This is a genomic window from Mesorhizobium sp. WSM4983 (assembly GCF_029625765.1).
Taxonomy (GTDB): Bacteria; Pseudomonadota; Alphaproteobacteria; order Rhizobiales; family Rhizobiaceae; genus Mesorhizobium.
The window spans coordinates 1,538-14,520 of sequence record NZ_JARTVM010000005.1; the positions used below are offsets into that span (position 1 = coordinate 1,538).

At 60.6% G+C, this 12,983-nt stretch carries 10 protein-coding genes and 1 pseudogene; 6 read left to right on the top strand and 5 right to left on the bottom strand.

Features of this window, described 5'->3' with window-relative positions:
• On the bottom strand, positions 1 to 1,041 hold a 1,041-nt coding region (locus P9254_RS16270; protein ID WP_278056527.1), incomplete at its 3' end, for a DUF4347 domain-containing protein.
• Positions 1,042 to 1,133: 92 nt separating this feature from the next.
• Positions 1,134 to 1,451, bottom strand: coding sequence for a hypothetical protein (locus P9254_RS16275; RefSeq protein ID WP_278103891.1), 318 nt, complete (start codon positions 1,449 to 1,451; stop codon positions 1,134 to 1,136).
• Between the two features lie 1,132 nt (positions 1,452 to 2,583).
• On the opposite strand from P9254_RS16275, the pseudogene P9254_RS29090 reads away from it, so the two are divergent.
• The 3 genes and pseudogenes from P9254_RS29090 to P9254_RS16290 all read left to right on the top strand — a co-directional run.
• A pseudogene (locus P9254_RS29090) lies at positions 2,584 to 2,772 on the top strand (glycosyl transferase); the annotation flags it as partial.
• A gap of 228 nt (positions 2,773 to 3,000) precedes the next feature.
• A complete protein-coding gene (locus tag P9254_RS16285; protein ID WP_278056522.1) occupies positions 3,001 to 6,288 on the top strand; it encodes a glycosyltransferase in 3,288 nt (1,095 codons plus the stop codon).
• 90 nt (positions 6,289 to 6,378) lie between these two features.
• Entirely contained in the window at positions 6,379 to 7,482 is a 1,104-nt protein-coding gene (locus P9254_RS16290) for a tetratricopeptide repeat-containing glycosyltransferase (protein ID WP_067330623.1), read from the top strand.
• Positions 7,483 to 7,541: 59 nt separating this feature from the next.
• Here P9254_RS16290 and P9254_RS16295 read toward each other — a convergent pair whose 3' ends face one another.
• Complete coding sequence (locus P9254_RS16295; RefSeq protein ID WP_067001318.1) at positions 7,542 to 8,270, bottom strand: glycosyltransferase family 25 protein; 729 nt, start codon at positions 8,268 to 8,270, stop codon at positions 7,542 to 7,544.
• 132 nt (positions 8,271 to 8,402) lie between these two features.
• Here P9254_RS16295 and P9254_RS16300 point away from each other — a divergent pair, with 132 nt between their 5' ends.
• Both P9254_RS16300 and P9254_RS16305 read left to right on the top strand, forming a co-directional pair.
• Positions 8,403 to 9,374, top strand: a complete 972-nt coding sequence (locus tag P9254_RS16300; protein WP_278056521.1) for a hypothetical protein — start codon at positions 8,403 to 8,405, stop codon at positions 9,372 to 9,374.
• A gap of 1,191 nt (positions 9,375 to 10,565) precedes the next feature.
• Complete coding sequence (locus P9254_RS16305; protein ID WP_170950440.1) at positions 10,566 to 10,742, top strand: hypothetical protein; 177 nt, start codon at positions 10,566 to 10,568, stop codon at positions 10,740 to 10,742.
• 56 nt (positions 10,743 to 10,798) lie between these two features.
• On the opposite strand, the gene P9254_RS16310 is transcribed toward P9254_RS16305, so the two are convergent.
• Both P9254_RS16310 and P9254_RS16315 read right to left on the bottom strand, forming a co-directional pair.
• Positions 10,799 to 11,047 (bottom strand): hypothetical protein, encoded by a 249-nt coding sequence (locus P9254_RS16310; protein ID WP_095802876.1) that lies wholly within the window; start codon positions 11,045 to 11,047, stop codon positions 10,799 to 10,801.
• Positions 11,048 to 11,466: 419 nt separating this feature from the next.
• Positions 11,467 to 11,892, bottom strand: a complete 426-nt coding sequence (locus P9254_RS16315) for a hypothetical protein (RefSeq protein ID WP_278103892.1) — start codon at positions 11,890 to 11,892, stop codon at positions 11,467 to 11,469.
• A gap of 438 nt (positions 11,893 to 12,330) precedes the next feature.
• On the opposite strand from P9254_RS16315, the gene P9254_RS16320 reads away from it, so the two are divergent.
• Positions 12,331 to 12,861, top strand: a complete 531-nt coding sequence (locus tag P9254_RS16320) for a transglutaminase-like cysteine peptidase (RefSeq protein WP_442920324.1) — start codon at positions 12,331 to 12,333, stop codon at positions 12,859 to 12,861.
• The last annotated feature ends 122 nt before the right edge of the window (positions 12,862 to 12,983 follow it).

Here is a 12,983-nt window from a genome sequence, read left to right on the forward strand (position 1 = left end):
GCCGGTGGCGCCCGTTTCACCGGTCGCACCTGTGGCGCCCGTCGCGCCAGTCGAACCTGTGGCGCCCGTCGCACCCGCACCGGTGGCGCCCGTCGCGCCTGTTGCTCCGGTGGCGCCGGTCGCGCCCGTTGCACCCGCGCCCGTGGCGCCGGTCGCACCCGTGGGGCCGGTCGCGCCAGCCGGGCCGGTCGGGCCTACTTGACTCGTGACGGCGAGACTGCCCCCATTGAATGTATCGCCATTGTCACCATTGTTACCAGCGTCGGTCGCAAAATTGTAAGTATTACCGGCGGCAGGCGTTAGCGTACCGTATAGCTCGAAGCCGCTGGTGTAAATTTGATAAGTATGGGTTGTATCAGGTACTGTAATAGTTATTGCAAAATTGAACGCCACGCCATTGTTCGACTGAGGAAGAACGAAACTTCCAACAATGGTATCTGGATTGGCAGTAGTATCAATAAGATAAAACGTATTTATGCTTTTACTGTTGCCATCGGCTACAGTGCCGGTAAGCGTCAGATTACCCGCCACCAGGAGCCCGATGTAACTTGCTACGCCAACTGGGGTCAGCGGCGGCAGGGGCGCCGACGCGCCCGCACGTGCGGGTAGTTCCCACGCACCGCCCAGGACTGCCGCACCGACAAGCGAACTGGACGCGCAGACATCCACGCCGACGGCCGCTTCCAAAGCGTCGACGAACGCATCGCCTGCCCTTCCCAGCGCCGTCTCGCAGCTCCATAGCCGCAGTTCGCCGTCCGCAGCGAGCGCCCTGCCGATTGCGGCGAATTCCTCAGCCGCGCCCTTCAACGTCCCGACCGACCATTCTCCTGAAGCGAAATTAACCCGACCCGGCGCGCCATGCGCGATGATGTGGACCGCGCGGAGCTCTTCGTGCCCTCTCAGCGCCGCAGCCATCTGCGCCGCCGGCGCTTGACGGCCATCGAGCAGGACGGCCTGGACCCCCGGCCGGACGTTGCTCAGAACAGTCTCGAGATCGGAGATCGAAGGATCCACAAAGAGAATTTCAGAGGCACGGGCCATGACTGGCTCCTGTTCGCTTCCAATTCATTTCAAAAGGGAAACCGCCCACCGGCTTAGTCGGCGAGCGGCGCGGAAACGGCGCTTGGCCGCGGTCATCTTCCGGACGGCCCGATGGCGCCGCTTGGGCGGCCAACGGCAGGGGCCTCCACGCGGAGGAAACCGGAGGCTTGGAAATTCCCGCCATCGTCAAATGTCCCGATCGCGAGAGAGCCGGCGGTGCTTGGAACCTTGACGGTTATTGCGACAGCGTGGCTTCGCTTGACGGCAGCGGGAAGAATGACCTGGCCGACGATCGCGTTCTTGGCGGCATCCAGAATGAAATAGGTTATATGCTCGGTCGCGTCGCCGATGGGCAAAACGCCCCTAACGGTCACATCCATTCCAGTAGACAAAGTTGCGTAGGTCATCATGCACTCCCCGATTAGCGGCGGCTGGTGCCGCGGCTTCTCCTGCTTGACACTTGATTTTCAATCACCGCAGTACCGCCCTCGATCCGACGGGCTTGGCCGCAAACTCGCGCGAAAGCTCGCGCGCGAAGACGTGATGGGCTGCAGCCTTTGCTCCAGACGACTCCCGGTCCGATCGGCGGGCAGGAAGTCGCAGACGGCGCCGTTTTCCGACGGCACTCGGTTTGAACAGCTCTGTTGAGATTTGGTTTGGATGCGGGGCACGGGAGCAATCCGCCGCACCTTGCAGCAACAAATTTCCCGCCGTCGCATAGATGGGGACGGCCTGCGGCGCTCAGTTGCGGATAGGTTTGAAGTTTGTCGAAGCGGCGGGCTTCAAACTCCCTGGGAAACGCACGTGATATCACGTGATACACGATCCACTCCCGTCACAGCCGACGCCGATCTCTTGGCGAAAACTCGCGAGAGAGCTCCGGAGTGGAAAAACCTGTTCGACCCGAACAAAAAAGACAAACGCTCACTCGGCCGCGCGCTCACTAACGCACGTGCCTTAGTCGTCCGCGACTTTGGCCTTGCTACTCCGGAACCCTCTGGCTTGACTCCCCTACGACTTCCGCAGAATGCCAGCTACCCACGACCTGTGGGCCCCCCCTCACAGCAGCAAATTAGTAAATTTGAAAATTAGCGATCTGTAAACTATGGAAGCGACTAAACCGGCCTACCTCTAAAGTATTAGGTCGGGAAATATTACAGACCGCAACTCTAGAAAATATTTTGGAAATCCATAACTTACCCCTCACCCGGCAACTTGCGTCAAACCCAGAAACGTGATCGGGATCGAGCTCCCGCTATCCCGTTTCGGCGTGGCGATGGGGTCGACGCCAACCACCGCTTCGTCGATCTTGACGTCGCTCGGCAAATGGCGGTGAAGTGGGCGGAGATCGTCTGAGGACCTTAACCGCTCCAGTGGCGGGACAAGTAGACAATAGGAGCTTCGAGACGGCTCCGCGAATTCATCCGCGGCACGCAGAGAATGGCATTGCTTGAACGTCGCGCAACGTCAGAGCGAGAGATGGCAATTTCACGGATGACCACGGGCAAGCGACTTTGCCTGAACATGATCGTCAAGAACGAGATGGCGAACCTGCAGCGCTGTCTGGGAGCGGTTGTCGACCACATCGACTGCTGGGTCATCGGCGACACCGGGTCGACCGACGGGACCCAGGATTACATCAGGGCTTTCTTCGCCGATCGCGACCTGCCCGGGGAGTTGCATCAGTTCCCCTTCGAAAATTTCGAGCAGGCCCGCAACGCCGCGCTCGATCATGCATATGCTTCGTCGCTCGTCTATGATTATCTGCTTTTCGACGACGCCGACATGGAGTTGGTCGTCGAGGACGCGGGCTTCCGAGCGCAGCTCGACTGTCCCGGCTATCGGCTGCTCCAGCGATCCGGTTCCGACCTCGCCTATTGGAACACCCGCATCGTCAGGCGCGATGCCGGCGCCCGCTACCGTGGCGTGACGCATGAATATCTCGACGTTCCCGGGGACGTGAAGGAACTGCAGGGCCTTTGGTACAAGGACCACGCCACCGGATCGAACCGCGTCGACAAGTTCGAGCGCGACATCAAGCTCCTGCTGGAGGCGCTGGAGAAAGACCCGGAGAACCACCGATACTGGTTTTACCTGGCGCAGTCCTACCGCGACGCCGGACGCACGGCCGAGGCGGCGGTGGCCTACGCCAAACGCGCGGCGATGGGCGGCTGGGACGAGGAAGCATGGAACGCCCGGCTGCAGGAGGCGCGCTGCCTAAGAAAGCTCGGGGACGACGCAGGCTTCATTCGCCAGGCGCTTGCTGCCTTCAATCAGCGCCCGCAACGTACCGAACCCCTCTACGACCTCGCGCGGTTCCATCGCGAGAAGGGGATGAATGACGCCAGCGTGCTGTTTTCGGAAGCCGGTCTGGCGATCAGGAAACCGGAGCAAGACATCCTGTTTCTCGAGGATTTCATCTACACGACGGGCCTTCGCGAGGAATACGCGATCGCGGCAAACTACGCCAGCGATCCATTGCGCAAGGACCGCGGGTTCGCAGTGTGCAATTGGCTGGCGCTGAGCCGCAGCATCGCCGACGGTTCCCGCGATCTGGCGCGCTCCAACCTGTTCTTCTACATCGAGCCCGCCAAGACGATGATGCCATCGTTCACTGCGCAACCGGTCGCCTTCGTGCCGCCCGAGGGCTATCGGCTCTCAAACCCGTCCGTGGCTCGCTGGGACAACCAGATCGTAGTGTTGCAGGGGGCCATCACCTTGGCGGCGGCGGAAGAGGACCTCCGGGCTCGAGCGCCGGATCGAGCGGCGGTGCACACACGCAATTTCTTGCTGCGCATCGACAGCGAATTCGGGATCGCGTCGGCCGACGAGATTTCACAGCCGACCGACTTGCCGCGACCTGCTTACGGCTGCGGCCTCGAGGCCATGCGTCCGTTTGCCTGGGAGGGGCAATTGTGGAGCAGCGCCTATATGCGCGCGTCGGCCGCAGAAGGCGAACCGGTCATCGCGCGCATCGACCATGGCGGGCCTGCACCATACCGGATGACTGACTGGCGTGTGCTCCGGCCGATCGGTGCGAAGGTGAACGGCAACAACTGGCTCCCGCTCGTCAAGCCGGCTGGCATCGGCACCGACCGGGAGCGGCTGCAGTTCCTTTCTGTGGGTGATTCCATCCGCATTGTCGGCGATCAAGGGCAGACGATATCGGAAAAGCCGTCTCCCGTCGCTGCCGACGAGCTCAAGGGAGGCACCCAGGCGATTGCCTTCGAAGGCGGATGGCTGACACTCGCGCACGAGACGCGGGCAAGGCCGGACGGGGCTCAGCCATACTGCCAGCACCGCTTCGTCTGGTTGGACGAAACAGGCTGCTTGGCAAAGATCAGCCGGCCGTTCTTCTTCAATGAAAAGGGGGCTGAATTCGCCGCAGGCCTAGCCTGGCACCCAAAAGACGAGCGCCTGCTGATTTCGTACGGCGTCGCCGAGAGCGAAGCGTGGATCGCCGCCGTCGATGCCTCGGAGGTAAGCTCGCTGCTGGAGAGGACCGACTATTTGTCCGCAAGCGAGGCATATTGGAGCTCACTTGCGACGACGTCGGCGGACGGTGCGACCATACAAATTGCGGCCGCTCAGCAGCGCAAAGAACCCGGCGACCTCCATCAACAAACCCGGCCTGACAGCGGACTCCCGAAGGAGGCGAGCAGGATTGTCCTCTCCGGCAATGCGAAAGGCACAGAGGAGGTCCTGCTCGAGCTGGCGCCGTTTCTTCGCTTCGCAGACTCGCCGCATGAGCGTCGCGATCAATCCTGGGCGTTCGATAGCCGGATAGCCCCCTTCCTGGACAGGGGAGATGCCGCGCTGCCTCAGATCCACTGCTTTTACGAGGTGCTTTCCGACACTGCGAAGCATCTGACCTTGATTGCCGCCACCACGTCGATGCGCGCCGCAGGCCATCCCGTGAGGGTCTGGAGCTACTCGCCGAACAAGCTTCAATTCCTCGTGCCGCTCGGCGTCGAGGTACGCGCCGCGGATGACGTGATGCCGCGCAGCTTGTTCGAGCGAATGGTCGCCGGCTCCGAGATCCGCTATTTCAGCGACGCCTTTCGCTACGCCGTGCTTTACGAACATGGCGGGTTGTGGATGGATTGCGACGTGGTCATGCTGCGACCGTTTCCGTTCCGCGGCGATTACTTTTTCAATCTGCAATGGCGCGGCGGGCACCAAGGCCACTTCGTCTGCGGCAACGTCATCTATGCCGAAGCCTTCAGCCCCCATTTGAGAGCGCTCTACGAGATGTCAATCGAGCGGTTCTTCGGTGAGAGCGGCAAGGGATTTGGCGAAATCGGCCCGAAACTGCTCTCCGACTACATTGCTTCGGATCAAGGCGCCGAGCTGCGCGATTGGGTCTTCGGGCCGATGTTCTTTAACGCGATCGATTGGACCGAGATAGGCGAGTTCGAAAAGCCGCTCGCCGATTTGGCTGTCTATCTGAATGATGAGCGTGTCTTCGGAACACACCTGTGGACGGCACGAAATGAGGCTCGCTCGGGCAGGGAAGGAGCGCCGCTCATCTCCTTGCTGGTCGAGCCGCTGCGGAGCTTTCCCACACTCATCGATCTTGCTGATCGCTTCAACACCGACAAGAACCGCCATACCGGCAACCGGCATGCTTACGCACGCGTCTACGAGCGGCTGCTGTCCAGCCGGAGACTTTGCATGCGGAGGCTATTGGAGATCGGCCTTTGTCGCATCGCCGCGGAAGGCGACCAGTCCGAGACGCCCTCGGTCGCGCTCTGGCAATCCTATTTTCCTTACGCCGAGGTGATCGGTGTCGACCTGACGGATTTTTCTCAGTTCAACAATGAGAGGTTCAAGTCTTTCGTCTGCGATCAATCCAAGCTGGAGGATCTGCGCTCGGTCGCGGCGAAGCTGGAACCGGGCTCGCTTGACGTGATTATCGACGACGGCAGCCACGCCTCGTTCGACGAGCAACTGACGCTGCGCGAATTCTTCCCGCTGCTCGCAGAGGGTGGATGGTATTTCATCGAAGACCTCGACTGGCAGCCAACAAGCGAAAATGCCGTTGAAATCACACTCACCAAGCATCTCTTGCGAGAAATCCAACAGCACGGCACGGCCCGATCAATCGACCCGGTCGGTATCAGCGACCTTGCCGATCAGTTCGCCGAAATCCGGTTCTTCGACAGCCATTTCGAGCTTAGCCAGGCAAAATTGCTCGGAGGGCTAGTGGCGATCCGCAAGCGCGGAGGCGTCGGCCTTGTTCGATGAGCGTCACAGGGCGGTGCGGTCGGGTTCGGGCGAGTCCAGCCGTTCAGCGGGAGGTCGCTTAGCGACTGCGTCCAATCGCGGACCCCTTCCTTGAAGATAGCGGTCTACACCATCGCGTTGAACGAAGCCGCACATGTCGAGAGGTGGGCAAATTCGGCCGTCGGCGCCGACTATCGGATAGTCGCCGACACCGGCAGCACCGACGACACGGTATCCCGACTGATCAACGCCGGCGTCACCGTGCACCGGATCGCGGTCCGCCCATGGCGCTTCGATGACGCCCGAAATGCCGCCCTGGCACTCATCCCCGCCGACGTCGACGTGTGCTGCACGATGGACATGGACCGTTTCCTCGAGCCCGGCTGGCGCCCCAAGCTGGAGGCGGCCTGGAGACCCGAAACGACAGCCCTCTATTGCCAGACGATCTATAGAGCGAGTGTCGACGACCCCAGACCGTTGCGGCAATGGGCCACCAAGAATTTTCACCATCGCTGGGGATATCGCTTCAAGCGCCCCGTCCATGAGGCCCTCGTCTTCACCGGAGAAAGGGAGGTGGTCACGACCAGCAACGACCTGGTCATGTTCGAGGTGCAGGACCTGGCCAAGCCAACCAGGAGCAGCTACCTGCCTCTGATGGAGGTTGCCTACAAGGAAGATCCCGACGACGCACAGATGTGTTTCTGGCTCGGGCGGGACCTGATGTGGGCCAACCGGCCCGACGAGGCCGTTCAATTGCTTGAGCGCTACCTTGGCTTGCCGACAAGCACCTGGGGCGAGGAACGGTCAGAAGCGATGCGCTACATCGCACGCATGATGCCGGACCAGAGATTGGTGTGGTTGGACAAAGCGCGAATGGAAGCGCCGCATCGGCGCGAGATCTGGGCCGACCTTGCGGAGGAACTCCACGGCAGGGCCGACTGGTTGAATCTGTTCTGGGCGTGCAGCAACGGAATCGAAAACACCCGTCGCACCGGAAGCTATCTCGATGACCCGAACTGCTGGGGCTTTCGGCTGTTTGATCTGGGCGCCATCGCCTCATGGCACCTGAATGCGATGGACCGTGCTGTGGAATGGGGGCAGATGGCGCTCGAGCTTGACCCGGGCAATGAGCGTCTCAGGAACAACCTCGATTTCTTCATTCGGCGCCGGCACGAAGATCGAGCAGCGCCGCTCGGCGAAGAAGGTGTTCGGTGAAGGCTATCGGTTGCCTGACGGGACGGACTGGCCGACTGCGGTCAACGCCAGCCTGTCGCTCACGTATTGATCCGTACCGATTCCTCCGGCCGTTCGTCACTGATGACAAGCGGTGGCAAGCACACATAGGCTTTGAGCGAGGGCATCACGCCCGCCATGATGCAATCGATGCCTGCATTGTTCAGCCTTAGGCCGAAGCCTGCAAAATCCACGATCATCGGCCGTATCGGAAGGCACCACTCCAACAGCGCGCGCGCGCCACGTGGCGAGACGGAGTAACAAACCGTGCCGAGCAGATAGCGCGCTCGAAGCAGAGCAGGTTCGATTGCCGCCTCCTGGAAGTCAGCAATATGCGTCATGACTTCGCCCGGAAAGAACTCCAGCCTGGCACCGGTTCCGCCAGGAAGGGCATCTAGCCAAGCATAGCATCGCAGACTTGCACTCCACAGGATGAAATCCCAATCGGCCGGGATGTTCGCCAAGAGCGCGTTCGTATGTCGTTCGAACTCGCGAGAGAAGATCGCATCATCTTCGGCAACCGTTATCACCTTGTGCCGACCGACGGCCTCTCTCCAGAGCGTCACGTGCGAGATGGCGCAGCCCAGACTCCCAGGCGCATACTCCAAATCCGAACTGATAACCCCACGCTCTATCAGCTTGTCGCGGTCGATGGATTTTCCGTCAAATCCGGAGAACCTCCGGACTTCCGGCAGGTGCGAGTTCAACTTGCGAAATTTATCCAGCCGCCCGACACTTCGATCGAGATTGATTACATAAATCTCCGACATGACGCTTTTAGCCCCATTTTGGCGATGGTTCGTCCATTCACTCACTTTGCATCGAGCGAACCAGCTTGCGCCCCGGCCTCCACTTGAGAGAACTTCAAGTCTAGCCGGATCGGTGGTAGCTGGCGAGACGGCTTGGACCAGGCATTCGAACTTTTGGAGGATTTGCGTCCGGCAACTGGAGAGGTTATGAGGCGCCGAGATTTGGCGGTTGGCATCATCGTTGCGGCAGCATCGGCTACCGCAATGGCAAAGTTTTCGGCCATCCTGGACCCGGGCTATGCAGCTATGCCATCCCCCCGGAATAAGACACCCGCGACGCTTCTGTCCGCCCCGCTCGAACTCGCGGGCAATTGGGGCCGCATGCTCCCGCAAGCGGCAGAACAGGTCGTTGAAAAGGCGCGGCGCGCCTGCCTAGACGGCGTCCGACTGCTGTCTGATCGCCAGCCGGCAAGGCTCCGCGTCGACCGCCATGGCACCGGACAGCCGGCGATCTGGCTGCATCCCGACGGCAGCAGTATGGCCTGGATCATTGTCGACATCGGCGAACGGGACTGGTCGAAGCTTGCCTACCAGTTCGGCCATGAACTCGGCCATGTGCTTGCCAACAGCTGGCAGGCCGATGCGAAGCCGGCACCGCCTTGCCAATGGCTGGAGGAAGCCATGGTGGAGGCCTTCTCGCTGCGAGGCCTGGGACGCCTGGCGAAAGACTGGAAACAGGACCCGCCTTTCGCAGGTGACAACGCTTTCGGCGATGCCATTGCCGAATATCGCGAGAACGTCATCAAACGCTATACCGCGCTCGCCGACAGCCAGGGACTTACCCGAGATGCTGCGACGTGGTTCGCCGACCACCGAAACGAGATCGAAGTTCCAGGTCTCAATCCGTTCGCGCAAGCAATGTGCCCGACCATTCTCGCAGAATACGAACAGGTTCCCGATTGCGTTGAGGCGCTGGGCGCGCTCAACCGCTGGCCTGGCCGCAGCGGGGTTCCAATCGCCGAATATCTCCGCCGATGGAAAAAGAGCTGTACCGAATTGGACGCCTCGCCGCACCTGCCGGTCCGACTCCAGCAATTGTTGCATGTTACCCGGGAGCGACGCTAACCAAAGCTCGGCAATGTGGCGGGAATCTTGTGATCGGACACATACGGGGGCCTGCGCGGACGCTACGGGTCTCCAAAAAAGCAGGGACGAGAACGCCCAAGCCGGCAGTTGGTCAGCGGCCGTCTGTATGTCGTGGCTGATGTGGAAGGGATTGTTGCTTGGCAGCGTCCGGATCGGTCTCCTTCGCCTTCGGCTCGGAGTGTCGCCGACCATATACAAGCCTGAACACAATCGCGAGATAGCCGACCTGCAACAGAAGCGCGGCTAGGAGGCTCCAGGCAATGCTCATCCAGACGGACCCTGTGACCTCATAGGCCCAGGTTCCGACTACGCTCGACGTGATAAGCATTCCGACCAGAAACTGAGGAAAGTACATCTCCCCAATCCTGCTTCCAGGCACTCGAGGCGAAAATTTCACTATTTTAGCAATCGAGCAAGTATCGCCATCTGTACCAATTTCGACGCAGCACCGAGTTTCTCATTCGAGCAGCACGGTAACGGAAGACGCTGGAACGTCAGGTCGAAAGCTTGGAGGATGACGTGTTCCTAGGAGAATTCCGAGTTGGAAGGCGAGCGGATGTCCGGCGGGGTGGCGATATCAAACAAGGTCGCCAGCGCGTACACACCCGCCGGGGAGTGAGCGACTGACGAAGATGTGGGGACTTTTGCGTGGGCCTTTCTGCACCGATTCCTGCCGCAGTACGCCGTTCGTTTCGCTTTTCCATTTTCTCCCCCGAAACGAAGACGTAAGGCTTACCCGCGAACCCGCCATTAGAAGGACGCAAAAAGGCGGACCAGGGAATACCGGGTTCGACAAACTATCCGAGGCAATCTCAGCTGGCGTTTATGCTGAGGCTCGGCAAACAGAACAGTGCGCTTTTTTCGCCGCTCGCTCAATTAGCTCAATGGGCTTTAGCTCGATCAGATTACCATGTCGCCTCCCCAAAGTGCAGTGGGTTGGGCGAAGGACATGCACCAAAAGAAGGACTTGATGCATGTCGCGCAAACTTGTGCAGCCGTTTTTCGGAAAAGACATGCACAAAACAAAGACTTAAAAGCGTAATTCTCGATCCATTTCGCCGCGATGCGCTCTAGCCGGCAGCAGCCTATGTTGTTTTTTTCACAGCCAGCGACACGTTTTTGTTACATTAAGATGCAACCTTAATCTCTGGGTGGCTAAGGTAATCGGAGATGACATACAAGTCGGTTCAGGAAACCCTCCGTGCAGCTGGAATCGTCATAAGCAAGAAAGGCGATGTCCACCGCATAAACTTCTTCGGCGGCCTGGAGGACACCGCGCACTATACCACGAGCCTCAAGGAGGCGCTGGAACGGGGCCTTGCGATGGCCAGACCGCAGCGCTCGTAGCCAGCGCCGTTGATTGGCAGCTGTGTTCCGTTGCGGCGAGCGGCTTGATCGCCTGGTCAATTCAGGCGAGATGCGCAGCGAACCGACTCTACGAGGCTAAGAAGTTCATCCCAGTAGGGCGAAATGTCGAGGCCGAGACCAGCGCCGTAGGACAGCAGAGAGAACTGTTGCGCCAGTTCATCCTGCAGACGCCGGGCTTCATCCGGATCAGAGATGGAAATGGTAGCCATAGCGGCCAGATCGCGGCACCTGGCATCGGTTTCCAAACCGGGACCGCCAACAATCACGCCGAGTTCGACCATCATCGATATGAGTCGCACAAGCCCCCTCCGGCGATCTGCGCAACACAAGTGGCCGAGAATCAATCACGATTGATCAGAAATGGGAAGCCCATTTCGGGGGATCCCACAATCTTCGTAAATCACCCTCCCGTGGAAATGACGTTTTTCCTGAGGAATACTGTACCAGAAAGTCGTGATCGCAATAGAAGGCGGCCGGGCAAGGTAGGCCTGCGACGTCACGGATCGCTCTGCTATGCCGGGAGGCGCTTTCAGCACTGTTTGTGCCGGATGCTCGCCGCTGCAAGTTCCTCCAGGCACGGACAGATGGACCGAGGCTCGATGTCGCCACGTCCCGGGCAGATGGACGGGCGAATGGGCTGAAGTGGATGGGCGCCCGGGCGGACGCCCATCCAACCTCGTCATGACATGAACGCGGGCGTAACTTAGCCGCCACCACCGGAGCCGCCCGATCCGCCACTGCCGCCGGAACCACCCGAGCCGCCGGAACCGCCCGAGCCCCCGCTACCGCCGGAACCGCCGGAACCGCCCGAGCCGCCGCTGCCGCCGGAACCACCGGAGCCGCCGCCAGAGCCACTGCCACCGCCGGAACCGCCTGATCCGCCGCCGCCACCGGATCCGCCACTGCCGCCGGCGCCACCCGAGCCTCCGCCCCCGCCGGAGCCACCGCTCCCGCCGCCATCGCCACCACCGGAGTCACCGCCACCATCACCGCCGCCGGAACCACCATCACCGCCGCCGGAACCACCATTGCCGCCGCCGGAGCCACCATTGCCGCCGCCGGAACCGCCGCCCTCGCCGTCGCTGGCAAGGACGGAAGCGATGAGAGCCGTCGTGATTGGCGGGCACATTGCGATTTGTGCGCGCGTGAGGATGCTTGCGCGGTTGCTGGCGATGCAGCAAAGCGCGTAGTTGGATTCCGTCAGCGGCTGGCATTGGGCGGCCGTCATGCGCGGTCGAACATTGCTCTGTGCCGATGCCGGAAGCGTCGAATTCACCGCCATAAGGGCGGATGAGACAAGCAGAATTGCGCGAGCGCTGCTCGCGCACCTTGGGTACAGGTGCATTTCTTCCTCCTAAGAAGGGAAAAAAGGCGCTCCCGTCCCCAAACTGGGCGCTATGTCAAAGTTTCCGACCATCGGAAACAATTTGTTAAGCATACATTGTTTTAGAATCTGTGCAAACTTCTAATAGCGAGTCTTGATTTACCAAACCGGCGAAGATGATCTCGGTCTATCGATCCGAGGGGATGGAACGTGATTCGTTTGGCAGCGCTCGTTGCCGCAGCCATGGCTATGGCCGGCTGCAGCGAAACCATGCAGACTTCCGGCACTGCGTCCATGATGGTCACCAAGGGTTACGCTTTTGCCCCGCCGGCCGCCCGCGGCTTCTGCGCCAGGCAGCCAAGGCTCTGCAGCCCAGGCGGACACGTCAAGCAGGTGAAGCTCACCGAAAGGCGCATGGCCGAGTTGAAGGCGGTCAACAGTTCCGTCAATGCCAGGATCATCGAACGTGACGACCGTTCCACCGGCCTCGGCGACGATTGGCGGATACCGACAAACGCCGGCGATTGCGAGGATATCGCGATCCTGAAGAAGAGCGAGCTCATGAAGCGCGGCTGGCCGGCTTCAGCCCTGCTGCTGACGGTCGTTACGACGGGCGGCGCAGGCCACACCGTGCTTACCGTTCGCACCGACAAGGGCGACCTGATCCTCGACAACCGAACCGACGCCGTCAGGAACTGGGCGCAGACTTCCTATCGCTATTTTGCGCGGCAATCCCAGTCCGAAAACGGCAAGTGGCTGCGGATCGATTCCTGATCGATTGTCCCCGTCGGCGCAGTGCCGCGCCTTGACCGCCGGCGCAATTTCGCGCTGCGCAGAGATCCATCAATCCTTTGATCGGCTTGCACGGCCGGTTCCGTCATGGAACCATCATCGGG

Excerpts from the sequence above, each read along its gene's own strand:
- P9254_RS16295 (WP_067001318.1), bottom strand. The coding sequence starts at position 8,270 with ATGTCGGAGATTTATGTAATCAATCTCGATCGAAGTGTCGGGCGGCTG.
- P9254_RS16320 (WP_442920324.1), top strand. The coding sequence starts at position 12,331 with ATGGCTATGGCCGGCTGCAGCGAAACCATGCAGACTTCCGGCACTGCG.
- P9254_RS16275 (WP_278103891.1), bottom strand. The coding sequence starts at position 1,451 with ATGATGACCTACGCAACTTTGTCTACTGGAATGGATGTGACCGTTAGG.
- P9254_RS16310 (WP_095802876.1), bottom strand. The coding sequence starts at position 11,047 with ATGATGGTCGAACTCGGCGTGATTGTTGGCGGTCCCGGTTTGGAAACC.
- P9254_RS16315 (WP_278103892.1), bottom strand. The coding sequence starts at position 11,892 with ATGTGCCCGCCAATCACGACGGCTCTCATCGCTTCCGTCCTTGCCAGC.
- P9254_RS16305 (WP_170950440.1), top strand. The coding sequence starts at position 10,566 with ATGACATACAAGTCGGTTCAGGAAACCCTCCGTGCAGCTGGAATCGTC.